The following is a 21,122-nucleotide window of genomic DNA, read 5'->3' on the forward strand; positions in this document are numbered from 1 at the left end:
CCGCCGGACTCCGCCGCGGGGCGGCCGGACGTCCCACCGCCCTCGCACGCCTCCGCGAGGACGTGGCGGCCGCGCGCCTGCGCGACCCCGCGGCCCGCAGCGCGGCGGAGGTGGTGCTCGCCTACCCCGGGCTGCACGCGGTCTGGGTGCACCGCCTCGCGCACCGGTGGTGGCGGCGCGGCGCACGCCTGCCTGCGCGGCTGCTCGCGCAGGCGGCCCGTGCCGCGACCGGGGTGGAGATCCACCCCGGCGCGACGATCGGCCGCCGGCTCTTCATCGACCACGGCATGGGCGTGGTGATCGGCGAGACGGCGCGGATCGGCGACGACTGCATGCTCTACCACTCGGTCACGCTCGGCGGGAAGTCGGCGAAGCGCGAGCGGCGCCACCCGACGCTCGGCGACCGCGTGGTCGTCGGCGCGGGGGCCGTGATCCTCGGGCCGATCGTGCTCGGCTCGGACGTGAGCGTCGGCGCGAACGCGGTCGTGGTGAAGGACGCCCCGGACCACGCCGTGCTGGTCGGGATCCCCGCCCGCGACCTGCGCGCGCTGGGCCGGGCCGAGGACGCGCTGGCGGATCCGGCCTTCTGGATCGACCCCGCCATGTACATCTAGCGGCGGGGTGCGGCGTCGTCAGTCGTCGTCGTCGGGGCGCGAGATGTCGCGCTTCGCGCTCTTGATCACCGCGAACGCGTCCAGGGCGTGCGCCCGCGTCTCCTTGAGGTCGAGGATCGGCGCGGGGTAGCCGTCCGCCTCCGGCGTCAGCGTGTCGCCGAGCGTCCACGGCTCGTGGATCACGGTGCGGTCGAGCTCGGCCAGCTCCGGCACGTACTCGCGCAGATAGCCGCCCTCGGGGTCGAACTTCTTCGACTGCGTCACCGGGTTGAAGACGCGGAAGAACGGTGACGCGTCGGCGCCGGACCCCGCGACCCACTGCCAGTTGGCGGCGTTGCTCGCCGGGTCCGCGTCCACGAGGGTGTCCCAGAACCAGTCCTCGCCCACCCGCCAGTCGACCAGCAGGTTCTTGATCAGGAACGAGGCGGTGACCATCCGGACCCGGTTGTGCATGTAGCCGGTCTTCCACAGCTCGCGCATCCCCGCGTCGACGAGCGGGAAGCCGGTGCGGCCCTGGTGCCAGGCGTCGATCCTGTTCTCGCCGGGGTGGCCCCAGGGGAAGGAGTCGAAGCGGGAGTCGAAGTTGGCGGTCGCGAGGTCGGGCCAGTGGAAGAGCAGGTGGTAGCAGAACTCGCGCCAGAGCACCTCGGCGAGGAAGCGGTCGCTGCCCTCACCGCGGTGCTGCCCCTTCGCATGCGCCTCCTCCAGGGCGTGCCAGACCTGGAACGGGCTGATCTCGCCCCAGCGCAGGTGCGGCGACAGGTTCGAGGTGGCGTCGCGCGCCGGCAGGTTCCGGTCGTCGGCGTAGTCGTCGAGCTGCTCGGCGAGGAACGCGCGCAGCCGCTTCGCCGCCGCCTTCTCGCCCGGCACCCAGCGCTCGCGGAGCCCGCCGGCCCAGTCGGGGCTGGTCGGCAGCAGCTGCCAGTCGTCGAGGACGTCGGAGGCCGCCTCGGTGGCGATCCCGTCGATCTCGCGCGGTCGCGGCAGCGGTGCGCGCGGGGTGTCCCGGTTGCGACAGGCGCGCGCGAACGGCGTGTAGACGGAGTAGGGGGTGCCGCCGCCGGTCTGCACGGTCCATGGCTCGAAGAGCAGCGAGCCCTGGTGGCTCTCCGCCTCGACGTCCCGGTCGCGCAGCGCCTCCTTGATCGCGGCGTCGACGGTCCGCTCCGCCTTGCCGTAGCGGCGGTTCCAGTGCACAGCGCCGGCGCCGAGCTCCTCGGCCAGCTGCAGGACGACGGCCTCGGCCGGCCCGCGGCGCAGGATCAGGGACGCACCGGCCTCCTCGAGGTCGCCCGCGAGCGCGAGCAGGCTGCCGTGCAGCCACCAGCGCGCCGCGCCGCCGAGCGGTCGGATGCCGTCGGACTCCTCGTCGAGCACGTAGCAGACGGCGACGGGGCCGCCGCGGTCGATCGCGGCCCGGAGTGCCGGATTGTCGGCGAGACGCAGGTCGTCGCGGAGCCAGACGAGGGTGGGGGAGGAGCTGCTCATGGTGCCTCCATGATCCGCGAGTCCGGCGCCCGCGCGAAGTGCTGGCCGCGTGGCGGCGGGGCGTGCTAGCGGAGGGCGGGGGCGCTCAGGCCGAGGCGACGCGCTCGCGCAGCTTGTCGCAGAGGGCGGTCAGCTGGTCCAGCTCGTCGTCGTCGAGCGCCGCTCCCACGTGGTCCGAGATCGTCTGCATGTGCGTCATCGCCACCCGCCGGAAGAGCGCGTAGCCCTCGTCGGTGATCTGGATGACCGTGCCGCGGGCGTCGGTCGGGTCCTCGCTCTTGGTCACGCAGCCGCGGGCGACCAGGCGGTCGATCAGGCGGCTGACGCTCGGCTGCGTCAGGAGGACGTGCTTGTTCAGGTCCCGGAGCCGGGCCCGGCGCTCGGGCTGGAGCGTGAGGTTGAAGAGGACGTCGTACTCGTTGAGCGAGATCTCCTTCGACGGGAAGTCGGTGCTCAGCGCCCGCATCACGTGCACCTGCGCTCGGAACAGCGACTCCCACGCGGCGACCGCACGTCTCGAGCTCACGCATCCTCCTTGTGTTCCGTTCAGGATACGGCGTCTCGACGGTCGTCCGGCGCCCGGGGCGCGGGGCCGGTCGGAGGGTGTCGCGCGGAGGCGGTGCTCAGTCCGGGAACGACAGAAGGCCGGCCGCTGAGGCGAGCGGCCGGCCTTCATTCCCTTGCACCAAGAGTGTCCTGCAATCACTTCTTGCGCTTCCCGCCACAGCAAACGGTCGACGCACTTGAACTATATAACGGATCGATAACGCCGCAAGGACCGATTTCCTGAGCTTTCGCTGTGACCCCGCGTCGTCCCGGAGGCGGGGTCTCGATACGCCGCGTCCCGCGCCTACTCGACCAGCATGATCGCGCGGCCTCCGTCAACCGAGCGCGGGACCCGCCGGCATGCGGAGCGCTGCCGCTTGCAGACGCGCGAAGCGCCGCTGTCCTATTCATGCTGATCGAGTAGCCCGCTCCGCGGGCGTATCGAGATCCCCCCACCGCAGAGGCGTGGGTCTCGATACGCCGCGTGCCGCGGCTACTCGACCAGCATGTGGTGCCGCCGACCCCTCGTCCGACTCGGGCCGAACGACCAGCCGCCCTCTACGAGGCGTTCGGTGAGAAACGCGTGCCAGCGTTTCTCACGAGCCGTGGGTAGGACGCTCTATGAGACGCGACCACCCGCGGAGCCGACCGCGGCGGAGCGAGCGCTCGCGCTCGCGCAGCACTTCAAAACAGGTCGGGGCTAGGGGTGGAGGCGTAGCGGATGGCGACGTCGGCATGGCGGTCGAAGCGGTAGCCGACGCCGCGGACGGTGCGGACGATGTCCTCGTAGCGGCCGAGCTTGGCGCGGAGGCGGCGGACGTGGACGTCGATGGTGCGCTCGTTGGGGGCGTCGTCGTCGGCGGCTCCCCAGAGCGAGGAGATCAGCTCGGCGCGCTCGATGGTGCGGCCCTCTCGGAGGACGAGGTACTGCAGCAGCTCGAACTCCTTGTAGGTGAGGGCGGTGGTCTCGTCGTCGAGGATGACGCGCTTGCGCGAGATGTCGATGACGACGCCGCCGGGGGCGCGGTCGAGGTCGGGCTCGGTCTCGGAGCGGCGGCGGGCGACGGCGGCCGGGTCCTGGAGGGCGAGGCGGACGACGTCGACGTCGCGGCCGCCGGCGCCCTGCGGGGCGAGGGCGACGGAGGCGTAGGTCTCGGCGTCGGGAGCGAACTCGGCGGTGACGCGCTTGAGCTCCTCGACCAGGCGGCCGAGGTCGATGCCGGCGGCGCGGGCCTTGGCCTCGTCGATGCCGACGTAGAGGGCGAAGCCGCGGGCCTCGGTGCCCTGGGGCACGGCGCGGAGGCGGGGAGCGGCGGGTGCCGCCTCGGGGGCGGCCTGGAGGCGGGGGGCGTCGGCGTCGGCGGCGGCGGGAGTGGAGACGGGACGGGCGTGGAGGAGGGACATGACGAATCCTTGGGCTGGTCGGATCCGGGACGAGTGTCCGGGGAGCGGATCCGGGTGTGCGCGCGAGAGCCGGTGCACGAGGTGCGGGCCGGCAGGGGCGGATGCGGGGCATCCAGGGGTTCACCGCGCCTGCGACGCCCGGCCGATCAGGGGATCGGCTCGATCAGTGCGATCGGGGGCGGAGGCTGTGCGGAGAACCGGCGAGGGTGATTCCTCAGGCGCACATTCGACAGCGCAGGACGAGGCCGCCGGCCATCATCATGCCGGCATCCCCGATGGCCTCAAGGGAGGTCAGGGCGTGCGCGTTGTCAGTCATGGTCGAAAGTAAAGCGGATGGTGGCGGACCCCGTCAACAGATCCGCGCACACTGGCGCGCTCCGGGCGCCGCGGCGGGCGCCCGGAACGGCATCAGCCGGCGAGCCCGTAGAGGCGGTCGCCCGCGTCGCCGAGGCCGGGGACGATGTAGCCGAGCTCGTTGAGCTTCTCGTCGAGCGAGCCGAGGACGATCGTCACGTCCTTGCCGACAAAGGCCTTCTCCACGGCCGCGAGGCCCTCGGGCGCGGCGAGCAGGCAGACCGCCGTGACGTCCTCGGCGCCGCGGTCGAAGAGGAACTGGATGGCGGCGATCAGCGAGCCGCCGGTCGCGAGCATCGGGTCGAGCACGAAGCACTGGCGGTTGGACAGGTCGTCGGGCAGGCGCTCGGCGTAGGTGGTCGGCTCGAGGGTCTCCTCGTTGCGTGCCATGCCCAGGAAGCCCACCTCGGCGGTGGGGATGAGCTTGACCATGCCCTCCAGCATCCCGAGGCCCGCGCGCAGGATCGGCACGACCAGCGGCTGCGGGTCGCTCAGCGCGAGACCGGTGGTCGTGGTGACCGGCGTCTCGATGGTGACGGTGCGGGTGCGGACGCCACGGGTCGCCTCGTAGGCGAGCAGGGTCATCAGCTCCTCGGCGAGCTGCCGGAAGGTGGGGGAGGGGGTGCGCTTGTCGCGCAGCACGGTGAGCTTGTGCGTGATCAGCGGGTGGTCGGCTACGTGGACGCGCATAAGCTCAATCTACTTGCCGGTCGGAGCCGGCCGGAGCCGGACGAGGGGGCGCGATGCGCGAGAGCGACCTCCCCCTCCCTCCCGAGGCGGACGCCTGGATGAGGCTCGCGCTCGACGAGGCCCGCCGGGCCGCCGGATGGGGCGACGTGCCGGTCGGTGCGGTGGTCGTCGACTCCGACGGCGCGGTGATCGGGCGCGGCCGCAACGAGCGCGAACTGCGCACGGATCCGACGGCGCACGCCGAGGTCGTCGCACTGCGGGAGGCCGCTGCGACCCGCGGAGACTGGCAGCTCGCGGGCTGCACCCTCGTGGTCACCCTCGAGCCGTGCGCGATGTGCGCGGGGGCGATCCTCGCCTCCCGGCTCGAGCGCGTCGTCTTCGGGGCGTGGGACGAGAAGGCGGGGGCGGCCGGCTCGGTGCACGATCTGCTCCGCGACCGACGGCTGCACCACGTGGTCGAGGTGTACCCGGGGCTGCGCGCCGACGAGGGTGCGCGGCTGCTGCTCGACTTCTTCGCGGCGAAGCGCTGAGCGGCCCGGAGCGCGAGACTCCGGAGCACGCGACTCAGCCCTGTGCGCCGACCCATTCGCCGAGCGCCGCCTCCGTCGCCGTCCGCATCCGCTCGAAGCGGCCCTCGCGCACATCGTCGTCGAGCTGCTCGTGCCCGTAGCCCGCTCCCGCGGCGTACTCGGCGTCGCCCTCGAGCCAGCGCGCGGCCAGCTCGCCGGTGAGCTCGGGATGGAACTGCACTCCGAGCAGCCACCCGTCGATCGCGAAGGCCTCGACGGCGTAGGCCGGGGAGGAGACGAGCAGGGTCGTCCCCGCCGGCAGGTCGAAGGTGTCGCTGTGCCACTGCATCACCGGGACCTCGGCGAGGTGGCGCAGCGGCGAGCGGAGCCCCGCCTCGGTCGCGACGATGCCGCGGAAGCCGACCTCGCGGGTCGGGCCGGGGCGGACCTCCTCGCCGAGCGCGGCGGCGATCAGCTGCGCGCCGAAGCAGACGCCGAGAGTCGGTCGGCGGTGGTGCAGCCGGTCCTGCAGCAGGGCGATCTCGGGCGAGATGAAGGGGTGCCGCGCGGTCTCGTAGACGCCGGCGCTCGAGCCGAGGGTGACGACGAGGTCGGGCGCGAGGATGTCGACGGAGTCGAGGTCGGTGCCGGCGACCGCGTCCACGTCGAAGCCCCGGTCGCGCAGCATCGGCTCGAGGGCGCCGAGTCCGGCGCCGCGCTCGTTGACGATCGCGAGGACCCGGCGCATCAGCCGGCGCTCCCGGCGGCGGCGGTCGGCTCGGCCGAGGGCGGCTGCGCCCCGCGGTCGACGTCGGGTTCGAGGTAGATGACGCGGGCGGCCGGGACCGCGTCGCGGATGCGCTTCTCCGTCGCGTCGATCCCCGCGGCCAGCTCGGCCATCGTCTCGGCGGCGGGGAAGGCGAGCTTGGCGGCGACGAGGATCTCGTCCGGACCGAGGTAGAGGGTCTTCATGTGGATGACGCGCTCGACGTCCGGACCGGCCTCGATGGCCGCGCGGATCGCCGCGGTGTCGGCCGGGGTCGCGCCCTCGCCGACCAGCAGGCTCTTGGTCTCGACGCCGAGGACGATCGCGACGACGACCAGCAGCGTGCCGATCATGATGGTGCCGATCGCGTCGAAGACGGTGTTCCCGGTGATCACCGAGAGGCCGACGCCCAGCAGCGCGAAGACGAGGCCGGTGAGCGCGGCGACGTCCTCGAGCAGCACGACCGGCAGCTCCGGCGCCTTCGCCCGGCGGATGAACTGCAGCCAGGACTGCTGCCCGCGGACCTTGTTCGACTCCTTGACCCCGGTGCGCAGCGAGTAGCCCTCGAGGCAGATCGAGACCACGAGGACCAGGATCGGCAGCCAGGCGTTATCGAGCTCGTGCGGCTCGGCGATCTTCTCGACGCCCTCGTAGATCGAGAAGACGCCGCCGACGGAGAAGAGGATGATCGCGACGACGAAGGCGTAGACGTAGCGCTCGCGGCCGTAGCCGAACGGGTGCTCCTCGTCGGCGGCCTTGCGCGACTTGCGGCCGCCGAGCAGCAGCAGCAGCTGGTTGCCGGAGTCGGCGAGCGAGTGCACGCCCTCGGCCAGCATCGAGGCCGAGCCCGAGAAGAACCAGGCGACGAGCTTGGTCAGCGCGATGCCGAGGTTCGCGGCGAGCGCCGCGATGATGGCGGAACCGCCTCCGGATGCGCTCACGGGGTCTCCTCGGGGTGACTCGTCGGGGTGCTGGTGCTCGGGGGTGGTCGGCCCATCCTAGGAGGCGGGCGCCGGGCAGCAGGCTCCCGCCGTCGACCGAGTCGTGCCCCTTGCGCGGAGATCGCCTTCGTACGATGGGCGGATGACCGACGCACCCGTGCAGCTCCCGTCCATCGCCGTCCTCGGGCTCGGCTCGATGGGGGGCGCGATCCTCAGCGGACTGCTCGCCCCCGGCGTGGAGGTGCAGGGCGGTGTCCGCGTGACCAACCGCGACGCGGAGAAGGCGGCGCGCTGGAGCGGCCACCCGGTGGTGACCGCGTTCGCGACCGCCGACGAGCCGGAGGCGAACCGCCGCGCGGTCGAGGGCGCCGCCGTGGTGCTGGTGGCCGTGAAGCCGCACATGGTGCCCGCGCTGCTCGACGAGATCGCCGTCGCGCTCGCCCCCGGGACGATCGTGGTCAGCGTCGCGGCGGGGGTGACGGTCGCGACGTTCGAGGCGCACCTGCCCGCGTCGGTGTCCGTGCTCCGCTCGATGCCGAACACCCCGGCCGTCGTGGGCCGCGCGGTCACCGGTCTGAGCGCCGGCACTCGCTCGAGCGAGGACGACCTGGCGCTGGTCCGCCGGCTGTTCGAGACCGTCGGCGAGGTGGTGGAGGTGCCGGAGTCGCAGCTCGACGCGCTGTCGACGATCTCGGGATCGGGGCCGGCCTACGTCTTCCTCCTGGTCGAGGAGCTGACCGCCGCGGCGCTCGCCAAGGGCTTCACGCCCGAGCAGGCGGCGACGATGGTCACCGGCACCTTCCGGGGTGCCGCCGAGCTGCTGGTGCACTCCGGCGAGGAGCCGGCCGAGCTGCGCCGCCGGGTCACCAGCCCGAACGGCACGACCGAGCGCGCGATCGCCGTGCTGCAGGAGGCGGACCTCGCCGCCCTCTTCACCCGCGCGACGGACGCGGCCCTGGCCCGCGCCCGCGAGCTCGCCGCCTCCTGACGCCCCCCGCCCCTCCGCGAGATGCCACTTCAGTACGCGACACGCCGTGCGGGCCGTACCCAAGTGGCATCTCGTGGAGGGGGGTCAGGAGCCGAGGGCCGCGAAGCGCTCGATGTCGGTGGGGGTGCCGCTGACGACGATGAGGTCGTGGTTGGAGACGACGGTCTGCTCGGTCGCGTAGGTGAAGGGCTTGCCCGGGCTCTTCACGCCGACGACGGTGACGCGGTGCTTGCGGCGCACGCCCGACTCGGTGAGGGTCAGGCCGCGGATCGGCTTCGGCGGGTACATCTTGGCGAGCACGAAGTCGTCGTCGAACTCGATGAAGTCGAGCATCCGGCCCGAGACCAGGTGCGCGACGCGCTCGCCCGCCTCGGCCTCCGGGTAGATCACGTGGTTCGCGCCGATCCGCTCGAGGATCTTGCCGTGCGAGCGCGAGATCGCCTTGGCCCAGATCTGCGGGATCTTGAGGTCGACGAGGTTCGCTGTGATCAGCACCGACGCCTCGATCGAGGAGCCGACGGCGACGACGGCGACCTGGAAGTCCTGCGCGCCGATCTGGGCGAGGGCGTCGAGCGAGCGGGCGTCGGCCTGGACCGCGTGGGTGACCCGCTCCGACCACTTCTGCACGAGCCCGGCGTCCGCGTCGATCGCGAGCACCTCGCGGTCGAGCCGGTCGAGCTGGCCGGCCGTCGCAGCGCCGAAGCGACCGAGGCCGATCACCAGCACCGGGGCGTCGTACCTGATGCGGTCAACCAACGATGGGCCTCTCTTCCGGTCGTCTGAACAACTGCCTGCGCTGGCTCGCGGCGAGCGCGGCAGCGAGAGTCACGGTACCAACGCGGCCCATGAACATCGTCAGCGCCAGCACGTAGACGCCGGAGGTCGGCAGCTCGGCGGTGAGCCCGGTCGACAGGCCGGAGGTCGCGAACGCCGAGATCACGTCGAAGAGGACGTGGTCGAGCGGCGCCTTGGTGATGTGCAGGATCAGGACCGACGAGACGGCGACGGTGGTGGCTCCCCAGAGCACGACGGAGACCGCGAGGCGCAGCACGTCGTTGGGGATCCGGCGGCCGAACGCCTCCATGTCGTTGTTGCCGCGCGCCTCGGCGAACGCCGCGAGGAAGAGGATCGCGAGCGTCGTCACCTTGATGCCGCCGGCCGTCGAGGCCGAGCCGCCGCCGATGAACATCAGCATGTCGGTGACGAGCAGGCTGGAGCCGTTGAGGTCCGGGATCGAGATGGTCGAGAAGCCGCCCGAGCGCGTCATCGTCGAGAGGAAGAAGGACTGGAAGACGGTGTCGCCGGCGTCGAGGGTGCCGAAGGTCGTCGGATTGTCGAACTCGAGCACGATGTAGAGCACCGCGCCCGCGACGAGCAGGATCAGCGAGGTGACCAGCGTGAGCTTGACGTGCACCGACCACTTGCGCGGGCGCCGCCAGCCGCGCGAGAAGGCGTAGATCACCGGGAAGCCGATGGAGCCGAGGAAGACGCCGATCATCAGGATCCCGAGGAACCAGTAGTCGTCCTCGAACGGCGTGAGGCCGGCGGCGTTCGGCGCGAAGCCGGTGTTCGTGAACGCCATCGCGGAGTAGTAGAAGGAGTGCCAGATCGCCTCGCCGATCGGGATCCCGTCGATCAGCATCCGCGGGAAGAGGAGCAGGGCGACCACGATCTCGATCACCGCGGCGCTGATGGCGACCGTCGCGAGCAGGCCGCCGATCTCGCCGAGACGCACGGCCTGGCCCTCGGCCACGGGGCCGGAGTGGATGCGGAGCGGGTTCGAGTCGCTCGCGGCCATCAGCTTCGCGCGGAGCCCCAGTCGGCGCGAGATCGCCAGGCCCATGATCGAGGCGAGCGTCAGCACGCCGAGGGCGCCGATGTTCACGCCGATGAAGACGATCGAGTGCCCGAACGCGGACCAGTGCGTCGCCATGTCGACCGTGGCGAGGCCGGTGACGCAGATCACCGACATCGCGGTGAAGAAGGCGTCGTGCAGCGGAGTGACGGTGCCGGTCGTGCTCGACACCGGCAGCGAGAAGAGCAGGGTGAAGACGAGGATCAGGCCCGAGAAGATCATGATCGCGAAGCGCGACGGCGAGCGGCCGGCGAAGTCGTCGACGAGGTCGCGGGCCCGGGCGAAGCTCGACCACGGCGAGGCCGGCGAGACGCCCACGGGGCTGCGGAACTGCTGCCGAACCACCACGGCGGGCCCTCCACTCGATCGCGGCCATGCTACCCGCTCACCGGTCGGCTCCCGGGGCGCCCGGGCGCCATGCACCGCGCGGCATACGCACGGGCGACACCCTGCCCGCGGCGGAGGGCGCTGACTACCCTGGGGGGATGGCTGACATCTTCGCGGTGATCGCGGACGGCACCCGCCGCGACATCCTCTCGCTCCTCCTGGAGCAGCGGGTCGAGGGTGCCGGCGGCGCCGGCGGCATGAGCGTCTCGCGCATCGTCGCGAAGCTCGAGCTCAGCCAGCCGACGGTGTCGAAGCACCTCAAGGTGCTGCGCGAGGCGGGGCTCGTCACCGTCCGCGAGAGCGGGCAGCACCGCATCTACGCACTGCAGTACGGGCCGCTCGTCGCCGTCGAGGACTGGCTGCTGCCGTTCGGCGCGGCGGACGAGGCCGACGAGGGCGCCGCCGTGCTCGACGCGGCCGCGGCCGCCCGGGCCGAGTCGCTCGGGCGGGCGCTCGCCGACCGGACGCACCAGGTCAGCGCGGTGGTGCAGGACATCCAGCGCGGCGTGAGCGAGGGAGCGACGAAGGTCGCGGAGGCGCTGCGCATCCGCAAGTGAGGCCGCGTCGGTCGCCGCCAGGGGTGGCGCGACGGCGCGGATTCTCGTGGGGGCCGCGTCGTGTAAGCTCGCGGGAGCCAGTTTTTCGTAAGCGGCCGTCCGTCGGGCGGTCGACCCCCTGAACGTTGTGAGGTCTTCGTGGGTTCTGTCATCAAGAAGCGTCGCAAGCGTATGGCGAAGAAGAAGCACCGCAAGCTGCTTCGCAAGACTCGTCACCAGCGTCGCAACAAGAAGTAGGCTCGCGCCTCTTCACCCTTCGAGCGTCCGCCCCTCTGGGGTCGGGCGCTCGTCTGCGTTCCGGGGGTCGATCCGCCCCGGGTCCCGCGCGGTGGCGGCGGCTACAGTGGTCATGTGGATGTGGCACTGACTCTCGTGGGCAAGCCCGGCTGCCATCTCTGCGACGACGCCCGCGCCGTCGTGCAGCAGGTCCTCGCCGAGCTCGCGGACGTGCCCGGAGCTCCGAGCGTCTCACTCGCCGAGGCCTCGATCCTCGACGACGCCGAGCTGCACGAGCAGTTCGTCGAGGAGATCCCGGTCGTCCTGATCGACGGACGCGTGCACACCTACTGGCGCGTCGAGCCGGATCGCCTGCGCCGAGCCCTGCTCGAGCGCGCCTGACCGCCGCGCATCGGTGGGCTTCCGCCGTGATGCGAATGTTGTAGAAGGCCCCTCGGACGGGGGACTGGACTGCTGTCGAGCGGTGCCGGTTCGCGCATAGTCTCTTCACGGGGAGGCTCGCTCCCCGCGTTCGGGGTGCGTTCGGCGTCTCGCGGGGGAGGAACTTCCATGACTCGACAGCGTCTGCTGCAGCAGCGTCGCCGCTCCACGGCGTCCGCGCTCGCGCTCGCCCTGCTCCTCGCCGGGCTCGCGCTGCCCGCCTCGGCCCAGGCCGAGCCGCTGCCCGACCCTTCTCCGACGACCAGCGAGCCGGCGCAGGTGAATCCCGATGAGGAGACGCCTCCCGTCGAGACGCCGCCGGAGGAGAACCCGCCCGTCGAGACGCCGCCGGAGGAGACTCCACCCGTCGAGACCCCGCCGGAGGAGACCCCGCCCGTCGAGACCCCGCCGGAGGAGACCCCGCCCGTCGAGACCCCGCCGGAGGAGACCCCGCCCGTCGAGACACCGCCCTCGCAGCCCCAGCCGACCGAGGGTCAGGGTGGGTCGACGACCGGCCCGGTGCCGCAGCCCACTGTCGGCGGTGGATCCCCTGCGACATCCGCACCCGCGCCGAGCGCTGGAGGGGGTGCTCCCGCTTCCGGCGGTGGTGGCAGCCCGTCCACCGGAACAGGCTCGGGCTCGGGCTCCGGCTCGAGTGGTGGCGGCGGCGGCGGCAACTCCCGCGGCACCGCGACCACCGAGGCCGGCACGACGGCGCCGCGCGCCTCAGCGCCCGGACGGACGCTGCTCTCGACCTCCGCGGCCGACCCCGCCGCGGCACCCGTCCCCGGCACGGAGACGGCCGGCAGCCCTCCCGCCGTCTCGGTGTTCCTCACGCGCGACGCCGGGGTCGACCCCGGGTCGCTGACCGTCGATCTCGCCCGCTTCTACGGGGTGGGCGTCGCCTACGCCGGCTTCCAGCGCGAGGAGAACGCCACGGCGACGCTGCGCGCTCCCGCCGGGACGGAGACCGCGCTGACGGTCGAGAACCGCCAGGACGGCGAGTCGACCAGCACCGGATCGGCCACCGTGCCCACCGCGGCACTCCTCTCCATCGGCACCTACACGGTCACGATCAGCGGCGACCGCGGCTCGTCCGCGACCAGCACCTTCGGGCTGACCGCCTCCTCCGCTCCCGGCATCCTCGTCGAGCCGCGCGAGTCCTCCAGCGCCGAGGCGGCCATGCCGCGCGGCGCGGTCTGGGGCTTCGGTCCGGTCGAGAGCGTCACCGTCGGCGCCTACACGACCGCCGGCGTCCAGGCCGACCTCGCGGCGGGCGACCTCGCGGTCCGCGTCGACGCGCTCGGCTGGTCCGACCTCGACCTCGGCGAGGCCGTCGTCGCGGAGCCCACGGCCGAGGTCTACTGCATCGTCGCGGTCGGCTCGATCAGCAAGCGCACCGCCGCGGTCACGGTCGCCTACCCGGCGGAGGGCTCCACCGCGACGGCTCCCGACGCCGCGCAGGTCTGCGGCATCGCGATCACCTCCGCCAAGGCCGGCACCGTGCCGCCCGCAGCCTCCAGCACCGGCGGGCTCTCGGCCGGGGTCGGGCTCACCATCGGCGCGGGCGTGCTCGTCGCGCTGCTCATCGCCGGCCTGGTGACCACCGTCGTCCTGCGTCGTCGCCGCGAGAACGACGACCTGCTCATCGGCGGACCGCTCCCGCACCCGACGGAGCAGTGAGGCGCTGCGCCCGGTGCGTGACGACAGTCTGATCGCGGCGCTGCACCGCGGTCGTCCTCGGACGATCGCGGCGGCGGCGGAGCTGGTCCACCTGGCGCCGGGCGACGTGCGGACCGCCGTCGACCGGTTCCGCGCTCTGGGGCTCCTCGGCGGCGAGGGCGAGGAGATCGCCTACGTCCCGCCCGCCGACTGGGCGGCCGACGCGGTCCTCCGGCACACCGTGGCGGCTCGCCGAGCCACGCTCGAGGCGCTGGACGGCATCGAGCGACTCATCGGCGACCTGCCCTCGCTGCTCGGCGCGTGGTCGGTCGGTGCCGCCGCCGACGATCTCGTCCCCACGCTGCTGCGTCACGGGCCGCACGCCTCGGAGGACCTCTGGTTCGACCTCGTCCGCAGCGACTCCGGGACCCTGGTCGCGGTGCTCCCGGACGTGCAGCGCTTCCTCGATCCGCCGACCGAGCGGGCGCTGCGCTTCGGCCAGGCGCTGGCGGCGAAGGACCGGGTGCGGGTCATCATCCCCGCCGAGAGCGTCCGCGACCCGCGGGTGCTCGCCCGGATCGAGGCCTACCAGAAGGCCGGGGTGGAGTACCGCCTGCTCGAGACGATGCCGAGCTGGTTCTGGGTCGACGGCGAGTACCTGGCCGTGCCGTTCGAGTGGGGCGAGACCCGGCCGACGAGCGTGCTGGGCGTGCGGCACGAGGCGCTCGCCGGACTCGTCAGCGCGTACTTCGAGCAGCTGTGGCGGCAGGCGCTGCCGATCGATGCGGCCGAGCAGAGCTGGACGTCGCTGCTCCGGCTGATGCGGACGGGCCTCACCCTCGAGACGGCCTCGCACCGGCTGGGGATCAACCCGCGCACGGGCCGGCGCCGCATCTCCGCCGCGATGGAGCACTACGGCGCTCCGACTCTCTTCGCCCTGGGAGCGGCCTGGTCGGCGGAGGAGGGCCGGGCGGCCCCGGAGGGACCGGCCGAGCAGTAGCGGCGCGGTTCCGGTCCGGGCTTCCCGGCCCAGGTGCCGAGAAGGTCCCGACCACTCGGGGAGGGTTCGGGTCGCCCCGAGTGGTCGTCTGCGCCGACCAGGCAGTCCCCAGTGTCCGGAGTCGGGCCTCCCCGCCGCAAGCGCCGCTTGCGGACATGTCCGGAAGAGGGCGTCGGCTCCGCTCGACGAGCCGGCGCCTTTCCTGCTGGTCGGGCAGCCCCGCAGGGGCGTATCCATGCTGGTCGAGTAGCCCCGCAGGGGCGTATCGAGACCCGCCGTCGTCCGGTGGGTGGATCTCGATACGCCCGCTGCGCGGGCTACTCGATCAGCATGAGCTGCGCCGGCTGCATGAGCTGCGCCGGCAGCTTGAGCTGCATGAGCTGCATGAGCTGCGCGGGCTGCTCACGGAGGCGTTGCCCGGTGCGCGGTCATGCGGCGGCCGTGAAGCGCAGCAGGATGGTGCGGGCCTCCGGGCGCAGCTGGAAGTCGGGCCAGACGTCCGGGCCGCAGGCGCGCGAGCCGAGGCCGTGCTGGGCGGCGTCGATCGTGAGCACCGAGCGGGTCGAGGCGGGCAGCTCGTGCGGATGACCCGCCGCCGTCAGCTCGTGCGCGGTGTGGCGCGCGAGCGTGAAGCCGGGGAGCCGGCCGTGCAGGTCGGCCGCCGCCTCGATGCGCAGGCGAGCGGACCCGCCCTCGTTGAGGACCAGCTCCCGCACGGCGCTGCGGTGACCGTTCTCCTGCGGGCGCGCGTACTCCGTCTTCAGCTCGTCGATGCCGGCCGAGAAGCGGCCGACCCTGGTCGCGCGCATGCTGTCGGGGTACGACTCCCGCGGACCGGTGCCGAACCACTCCGCGCCGTCGACCGACGCCGGGAGGTCGAGCCGGATGCCCAGCCGCGGCCAGACCGAGCCCCAACCGCGGGTCGGCACCAGGTCGACGCGGAGGACGACCCCGTCGCCGTCGAGGCTCCAGTGCTCCTCGACGAGGAGCGCCGCGTCGAGGTCGGCGGCGGACCAGCGGGTGCGCCGGCGGACTCCCGCCGAGGTGTCGACCGACTCGACCCGGCCGACCAGCCGGTCCAGTCCCGCCTCGCGCCAGCGCGACGCGGAGGACGGCGCAGGCACGCCGTTGCCGTTGCCGGTGCGCGGGTCGCCCTCGGTGTAGGCGGGGAAGCCGTCGCCCTCGTCGTTGTCGGTCGGGGCGCGCCAGAGCTCGGCGCGCGGTCCGTCGACCGCCAGCCCGGCCAGCGCGGTGAGCCGGCCGTTCCGGAAGCTCGCGAGCCCCAGAGCGCCCTCGACGGAAGCGCCGCCGCGGGGCGAGCGGGCCCAAGCGGGCATCGGTGCGAGCGCGGAGAGACGGCGCTGACCGGTGGAGATCACGTGCCCCTCCTCGGCCCAGACGGTGCTCGACGCGAGCGCCGCGTCGACGGTCAGCCACGCCTCGCCGCCGGTCGGCACGTCGAAGACGGGCAGCGCCAGGCGCGCGGAGCCGCCGGCCGCGATCGCGGGAGCGTCGAGCACGCCCTCCGCGGTGACCCGGCCGTCGAGCTCGACCCGCCACGCGAAGCGCAGGTCGGCGGTCGACGCGTCGTGACGCCTGTTCTCGACCAGCACGGCGTCGGGCTCGACCGTGACGCGCACCGGCGCCACGATCTGCTTCCACTCGAACAGCCCCGGACTCGGCGTGCCGTCGGAGAGGACCATGCCGTCCATCACGAAGTTGCCGTCGTGCACGACCTCGCCGAAGTCGCCGCCGTAGGCGTAGTACTCGACGCCCTCGGGCGTGCGGGCGCGCAGGCCGTGGTCGCGCCACTCCCAGACGAAGCCGCCGTGCAGCCGCGGGTAGCGGTCGACGAGGTCCTCGTACTGGTCGATCGCTCCGGGCCCGTTGCCCATCGCGTGCACGTACTCGCAGAGCAGGAACGGCTTCGAGCGCTGGCGCGCCGACTCGCCGGCCGAGCAGCCGAGCAGCGGCGTGCGCGAGTCGTCGCGGCCGATCTGCTCGGTCTCGGGGATCGACGAGTACATCCGCGAGTACACGTCGGTGTAGGCGCCGGTGTAGTCGCCCTCGTAGTGCACGGGGCGCTCGGGGTCGCGGCCGTGCACCCAGGAGGACATCGCGGCGAGGTTCGCGCCGGTGCCGGCCTCGTTGCCGAGCGACCAGATCACGATGCTCGGGTGGTTCTTGTCGCGCTCGACGGTGCGCTCGATCCGGTCGAGGTAGGTCTCGCGCCAGGCCGGGTCGTCACTGGGGTTGCCCTTCCAGCCGTAGCGCTCGAAGCCGTGGGTCTCGAGGTCGCACTCGAGGATCACCCAGAAGCCCAGCTCGTCGGCGAGGTCGAGCAGGCGCGGGTGCGGCGGGTAGTGGCTGGTGCGGATCGCGTTGACGTTGAACCGCTTCATCATCGCGAGGTCCGCGCGGGCGAACTCCTCGTCGAAGGCGCGGCCGCGGTCGGGGTGCGTCTCGTGGCGGTTGACGCCGTGGAAGACGACGCGCTCGCCGTTCACCAGGAAGCGGTCGCCGCGGATCTCGACGGTGCGGAAGCCCAGGCGGAGCGAGACCGTTTCTCCCGAGGAGGCGACTTCGGCGTCGTAGAGCCGGGGCGCCTCCGCCGACCACGGCTCGACGGCCGGCACCTCGATCGGAGCGACCTCGCCGGCGCTCGCCCAGACCGTCTCGATGCCGAGCTCGGGGACGCGGAGGGTGACCGGGAAGGCCGCGTCGCCCGCCGTCAGCTCGGTCTCGATCCGGCCCGCGCCGGCGTCGAAGGCGGCGCGCACGAAGACGTCCTCGACGCCGCCGACGGGGCGGGCGATCAGGTGCACCGAGCGGAAGATCCCCGGCAGCCACCACTGGTCCTGGTCCTCGACGTAGCTCGCGGCGGACCACTGGTGCACGCGGACGACGACGAGGTTCTCACCCGGCCGCACCGCCTCGGTGACGTCGAACTCCTGCGCGAGCCGGCTGCCCGAGCCGATGCCGATCTCGACGCCGTTGACCCAGACGCGGTAGCGCGACTCGACGCCGTCGAAGCGGAGCACGACCGCCTCGGCGCCGGCGAAGGACTGCGGCAGCTCGAAGCTGCGGCGGTGGTCGCCGGTCGGGTTCTCGTCCGGGACGAACGGCGGCTCGGTCGGGAAGGGGAACTGCACGTTCGTGTAGGCGGGGAGTCCGTAGCGCCCGTCGCCCTGGAGGACCCAGTGCGACGGGACGGGCAGCACGTCCCAGCCGGAGTCGTCGAAGGACTCCGCCCCGACGTCGTCCACCCCCTCGCCCACGGGCAGCGCATCGGCGCCGCCGGGCGTTCCCGGCGCCGCGGGCAGCAGGCGGAAGCGCCAGTCCCCGTCGAGCGACAGCGTCGGTGCGTCGGTGTGCAGCCACGAGCGGGCGGCGCGGCGGCGGCCGGAGCCGGGGCCGGTATCGGTGAGGTAGTGGGAGGACGTCGGGGCGAGGGTCACTTGACGGATCCTTCGGTCAGGCCGCCGCGCCAGAAGCGCTGCAGCACGATCATGGCGATGGCGAGCGGGATGATCGACAGCAGGACGCCGCCGGTCGTGAGCTCGTAGAACTCGGGCAGCCGGTCCACCTGGCTGAGCCAGTTGTTCAGGCCGAGGGTGATCGGGAAGAGCTCGGTGTCCGAGAGCATCACGAGCGGCAGGAAGTAGTTGTTCCAGATCCCGACCAGCTGGAAGAGGAACACGGTGACCAGCGCCGGCGTGAGGATCCGCAGCCCGAGGGTGTGGAAGATCCGCAGCTCGCTCGCGCCGTCGATCCTGGCCGCCTCGATGATCGCGGTGTCGACCGTCGCCTGCGCGTAGATCCGGCAGAGGAACAGGCCGAACGGCGAGACCAGCGAGGGGATCAGCACGCTCCAGTAGGTGTTGGCGATGCCCATCTGGCTGAAGAGCAGGAACAGCGGGAGCGCGGTGGCGGTGCCGGGGACGAGGACGCCGGCGAGGATCGTGCCGAAGACGAGCTTGCTGCCCTTGAACTCGTACTTCGCCAGCGCGTAGCCGCCCGCGGCCGCGAGGTAGGTCGCGAGCAGTGCGCCGACGCCCGCGTAGAGCACGGAGTTGAGGAACCAGCGGACGAAGATGCCGCCGTCGTAGGTCAGCACCTGGCCCAGGTTGTCCCAGAGCGCGAAGGTCGGTGCGAACCAGAAGCCGTAGGTGGCGAAGAGGTCGCCCGTGGTCTTCGTCGCGGCGACGACGACCCAGTAGACCGGGATCAGGAAGTAGATCGCGACGACGACGAGGATCGCGGTGACGATGATCGTCGAGGCGCGGTTGCGCCCGGCCGAGCGGTCGGGGCCGCGGCCGGCCTTCGCGGGCCGTTCTGCGGTGACGATGCCGGTGGTCGTGGGCGCATCGGCGGTGGCGCGCTCCGTCGTGCTCATGAGGACTTCCTGTTCGAGATCGAGAGGAACGTGAAGGAGAGGGCGAACGCGACGAGCGCGATCAGCACGGCCTGCGCGGCGGCGACGTTGTAGTCGTTGTAGGCGAAGGCGGTGGTGTACGCGCTGAGGTTCGGCGTGTACTGGCTGTCGATCGCCGGCGCGACCGTCTTCAGCACCTGCGCCTCGGCGAAGAGCTGGAGCGTGCCGATGATCGAGAAGATCGTCGTGAGCACCAGGGCCGGGCGGATCAGCGGGAGCTGGATGCTCCGCGCGACCCGCCAGGTGGAGGCTCCGTCGACCTTCGCGGCCTCGTAGAGCTCGACCGGGATCGACTTCAGCTGAGCGACGATGATCAGCATGTTGTAGCCGGTGTAGCTCCAGAGCGAGATGTTCGCGATCGACCAGAGCACCGAGTTCGCGCCGAGGAAGTCGGGGTCGAGGCCGACCACGTTCGCCGCGTCGATGATCGGGCTGAGCCCGGGCACGTAGAGGAAGGACCACAGGATCGTGGCGATGACGCCGGGCACGCCGTAGGGCAGGAAGTACGCGGCGCGGAAGAAGCCGGGGAAGCGCGCGGAGGCGGACTCGAGCATCAGGGCGAGCACCGTGCAGAGCGCGATCATGATCGGCACCTGCACGATGCCGAAGAGGAACATCCGGCCGATCGAGGCGATGAAGTTGCCGTCGGCGAGGGCCTGCGCGTAGTTGTCGAAGCCGGCGAAGCCGCTGGTCACGCCCGCCTCGCCGAAGAGGCCCGAACGGGTCACCTTCGTGAAGCTCGAGCCGATGGCGACGACGATCGGGATGATGAAGGTGAGGACGAAGAGCGCCAGGAACGGCGCGAGCAGGATCCACGGGGCGCGGGTGACGGAGCGGCTCCGCTTCGAGGCGCCCGGCGCCTTCGAGGTGGCCGCGACCGCGGCGGCGGCGGGGGAGGTCGTGGTGGTCATGCGGAGGCCTTCCTGATGCTGAGGCCCTTGTTCTGGAAGACCGTGATGATCTGCTGCTCCGCCTGCGCGACGGCGTCGACGAGCGAGAGCCCGGACGCCTTCTTGCGGAAGCCGTCGCTGAGGATGTTGAACGACTGCTGCGTCACCGGCCACCAGGACCAGTCCGGGTTCTGCTCCGTGGCCGCGGGGACGAAGACGTCCTCGTTGTAGTTCTGGCCGCTGAAGAAGTCGCTCGGACCCTTCCGGACCGAGCCGATCTCGCCGACCGCCGGGGACCAGCCGATGCCGCTGTTGGCGATCATCGCGTCGATGCCCTCCTGCGAGGTGGTCATCCAGACGGCGAACTCGAGGGCCTCCTTCGGGTGCTTGCTGTTCGCGAAGACCGCGGCCGTCGAGCCGCCGAGGAAGCTCGAGCCGTAGCCCGCGCCCTCCCAGACCGGCATCGGCGCCGCGCGCCACTTGCCGGCGCCGCCGCTGACGCCCTCGATCAGCGCATCGCCCCAGCTCGCGGTGGTGCAGGAGGCGATGCCGCCGTTCGCGGCGGCCGCGAACCAGGCGGGGGAGTAGGCGCCGTAGCCGACCTCGACCAGGTCCTGGTCGATCGCGGTGTCGAAGAAGGCGGCGACCTTCGTCGTGGCCTCGTCGGTCATGTCGATGACCCAGCCGTCCTCCTCCGCCTTCAGCCACTGCGCGCCGGCCTGCGTCGCGAAGGCGGCGAAGACGGAGGCGTCGGCGAGCGGGAAGCAGTCGATGTAGGAGTCGACGCCGCGCAGCTCGGTCGCGACCGCGGCCCAGTCGTCCCAGGTGGTGGGCGTCTCGGCGCCGACGCTGTCGAAGATCTCCGGCTGGTAGAACAGCGCCATCGGGCCGCTGTCCTGCGGGATCCCGTAGACGCCGCCGGTGTAGCTGACCTGGCCCCAGAGAGTGGGGTCGTAGCGGTCGGCGTACTCCTCGGCGCCGTAGCGGTTGAGGTCCACGAGGCCGTTGACGAGCAGGAACTCGGGGAGCGAGCGCATCTCGACCTGGCCGAGATCGGGGCCGCCGCCGGCCGCGAGGGCCGAGTAGAGCTTCTGATAGCCGCCGGCGTTGCCGCCGGGGATCCAGACCGCGTCGACCTGGACCTCGGGGTGCGAGGCGTTCCAGACGTCGCAGACCTTCTGCAGGTCCTTGAGCCAGGCCCAGTACTGGAGCCGGATCGGCCCACTGGCCGCCGGGATCGCCGCGCCGGCGTTGACCGAGACGGTGCCGGGCGTGGAGCAGGCGGTGAGGCCGCCGAGTGCCGCGGTGCCGAGGCCCGCGGCGAGCAGCTGTCGCCGGGTGAACGGATGCATGTGTCCCTCACTTCATCGTGGTGGAGT

20 protein-coding genes are annotated in these 21,122 nt (G+C 72.3%); 8 read left to right on the top strand and 12 right to left on the bottom strand.

Annotated features, from left to right (window positions below; genetic code table 11):
• The first annotated feature begins 62 nt into the window (after positions 1-62).
• A complete protein-coding gene (gene epsC, locus EDF36_RS09670) occupies positions 63-614 on the top strand; it encodes a serine O-acetyltransferase EpsC (RefSeq protein WP_243840012.1) in 552 nt (183 codons plus the stop codon).
• Between the two features lie 18 nt (positions 615-632).
• Here the strand turns inward: epsC and EDF36_RS09675 are convergent, their stop codons facing one another.
• The 4 genes from EDF36_RS09675 to upp all read right to left on the bottom strand — a co-directional run bounded on the left by EDF36_RS09675 (position 633) and on the right by upp (position 5,096).
• Positions 633-2,102 (bottom strand): deoxyribodipyrimidine photo-lyase, encoded by a 1,470-nt coding sequence (locus EDF36_RS09675; protein WP_123732817.1) that lies wholly within the window; start codon positions 2,100-2,102, stop codon positions 633-635.
• A gap of 85 nt (positions 2,103-2,187) precedes the next feature.
• A complete protein-coding gene (locus EDF36_RS21790; protein ID WP_123736825.1) occupies positions 2,188-2,568 on the bottom strand; it encodes a MarR family winged helix-turn-helix transcriptional regulator in 381 nt (126 codons plus the stop codon).
• Positions 2,569-3,332: 764 nt separating this feature from the next.
• Positions 3,333-4,052, bottom strand: a complete 720-nt coding sequence (locus EDF36_RS09685) for a winged helix-turn-helix domain-containing protein (protein ID WP_123732819.1) — start codon at positions 4,050-4,052, stop codon at positions 3,333-3,335.
• Positions 4,053-4,460: 408 nt separating this feature from the next.
• On the bottom strand, positions 4,461-5,096 hold the full coding sequence (gene upp, locus EDF36_RS09690) for a uracil phosphoribosyltransferase (RefSeq protein ID WP_123446624.1): 636 nt from the start codon (positions 5,094-5,096) through the stop codon (positions 4,461-4,463).
• Positions 5,097-5,149: 53 nt separating this feature from the next.
• On the opposite strand from upp, the gene tadA reads away from it, so the two are divergent.
• Complete coding sequence (gene tadA, locus EDF36_RS09695) at positions 5,150-5,626, top strand: tRNA adenosine(34) deaminase TadA (RefSeq protein ID WP_260300650.1); 477 nt, start codon at positions 5,150-5,152, stop codon at positions 5,624-5,626.
• Between the two features lie 34 nt (positions 5,627-5,660).
• Here the strand turns inward: tadA and EDF36_RS09700 are convergent, their stop codons facing one another.
• Together EDF36_RS09700 and EDF36_RS09705 are read right to left on the bottom strand one after the other, a co-directional pair.
• Positions 5,661-6,353, bottom strand: a complete 693-nt coding sequence (locus EDF36_RS09700) for a glutamine amidotransferase-related protein (protein ID WP_123732820.1) — start codon at positions 6,351-6,353, stop codon at positions 5,661-5,663.
• Complete coding sequence (locus tag EDF36_RS09705) at positions 6,353-7,312, bottom strand: cation diffusion facilitator family transporter (RefSeq protein ID WP_123732821.1); 960 nt, start codon at positions 7,310-7,312, stop codon at positions 6,353-6,355. The genes EDF36_RS09700 and EDF36_RS09705 overlap by 1 nt, the downstream gene beginning before the upstream one ends.
• Before the next feature lie 142 nt (positions 7,313-7,454).
• Here EDF36_RS09705 and proC point away from each other — a divergent pair, with 142 nt between their 5' ends.
• Positions 7,455-8,300 carry a pyrroline-5-carboxylate reductase gene (gene proC, locus EDF36_RS09710; protein WP_123732822.1) on the top strand — a complete coding sequence of 282 codons (846 nt, stop codon included), beginning with the start codon at positions 7,455-7,457 and terminating at the stop codon, positions 8,298-8,300.
• Positions 8,301-8,384: 84 nt separating this feature from the next.
• On the opposite strand, the gene EDF36_RS09715 is transcribed toward proC, so the two are convergent.
• Positions 8,385-9,056, bottom strand: coding sequence for a TrkA family potassium uptake protein (locus EDF36_RS09715; RefSeq protein WP_123446620.1), 672 nt, complete (start codon positions 9,054-9,056; stop codon positions 8,385-8,387).
• Positions 9,049-10,473 carry a TrkH family potassium uptake protein gene (locus tag EDF36_RS09720; protein WP_372487887.1) on the bottom strand — a complete coding sequence of 475 codons (1,425 nt, stop codon included), beginning with the start codon at positions 10,471-10,473 and terminating at the stop codon, positions 9,049-9,051. Before EDF36_RS09720 ends, EDF36_RS09715 begins: the two co-directional genes overlap by 8 nt.
• A gap of 167 nt (positions 10,474-10,640) precedes the next feature.
• Between EDF36_RS09720 and EDF36_RS09725 the strand changes: the two genes are divergently transcribed.
• From EDF36_RS09725 to EDF36_RS09745, 5 genes are all read left to right on the top strand, one after another.
• Positions 10,641-11,099 carry a helix-turn-helix transcriptional regulator gene (locus tag EDF36_RS09725; RefSeq protein WP_123705367.1) on the top strand — a complete coding sequence of 153 codons (459 nt, stop codon included), beginning with the start codon at positions 10,641-10,643 and terminating at the stop codon, positions 11,097-11,099.
• A gap of 138 nt (positions 11,100-11,237) precedes the next feature.
• Positions 11,238-11,336 (top strand): 30S ribosomal protein bS22, encoded by a 99-nt coding sequence (locus EDF36_RS09730; protein WP_003792170.1) that lies wholly within the window; start codon positions 11,238-11,240, stop codon positions 11,334-11,336.
• Between the two features lie 114 nt (positions 11,337-11,450).
• A complete protein-coding gene (locus EDF36_RS09735; protein ID WP_123732823.1) occupies positions 11,451-11,717 on the top strand; it encodes a glutaredoxin family protein in 267 nt (88 codons plus the stop codon).
• Between the two features lie 168 nt (positions 11,718-11,885).
• On the top strand, positions 11,886-13,439 hold the full coding sequence (locus tag EDF36_RS21260) for a hypothetical protein (protein WP_185020430.1): 1,554 nt from the start codon (positions 11,886-11,888) through the stop codon (positions 13,437-13,439).
• Between the two features lie 13 nt (positions 13,440-13,452).
• On the top strand, positions 13,453-14,418 hold the full coding sequence (locus tag EDF36_RS09745; protein WP_123732824.1) for a hypothetical protein: 966 nt from the start codon (positions 13,453-13,455) through the stop codon (positions 14,416-14,418).
• Between the two features lie 428 nt (positions 14,419-14,846).
• On the opposite strand, the gene EDF36_RS09750 is transcribed toward EDF36_RS09745, so the two are convergent.
• Genes EDF36_RS09750 through EDF36_RS09765 form a run of 4 tightly spaced genes read right to left on the bottom strand, consistent with a single transcriptional unit; the run spans position 14,847 to position 21,095 of the window.
• Positions 14,847-17,876, bottom strand: a complete 3,030-nt coding sequence (locus EDF36_RS09750; protein WP_123732825.1) for a glycoside hydrolase family 2 TIM barrel-domain containing protein — start codon at positions 17,874-17,876, stop codon at positions 14,847-14,849.
• Entirely contained in the window at positions 17,873-18,814 is a 942-nt protein-coding gene (locus EDF36_RS09755; RefSeq protein ID WP_123705362.1) for a carbohydrate ABC transporter permease, read from the bottom strand. Before EDF36_RS09755 ends, EDF36_RS09750 begins: the two co-directional genes overlap by 4 nt.
• Positions 18,811-19,764 carry a carbohydrate ABC transporter permease gene (locus tag EDF36_RS09760; protein WP_123732826.1) on the bottom strand — a complete coding sequence of 318 codons (954 nt, stop codon included), beginning with the start codon at positions 19,762-19,764 and terminating at the stop codon, positions 18,811-18,813. The genes EDF36_RS09755 and EDF36_RS09760 overlap by 4 nt, the downstream gene beginning before the upstream one ends.
• Entirely contained in the window at positions 19,761-21,095 is a 1,335-nt protein-coding gene (locus EDF36_RS09765) for an ABC transporter substrate-binding protein (RefSeq protein WP_123732827.1), read from the bottom strand. Before EDF36_RS09765 ends, EDF36_RS09760 begins: the two co-directional genes overlap by 4 nt.
• Positions 21,096-21,122 lie beyond the last annotated feature (27 nt).

Source organism: Rathayibacter sp. PhB152, from assembly GCF_003751395.1.
Classification (GTDB): Bacteria; Actinomycetota; Actinomycetes; order Actinomycetales; family Microbacteriaceae; genus Rathayibacter; species Rathayibacter festucae.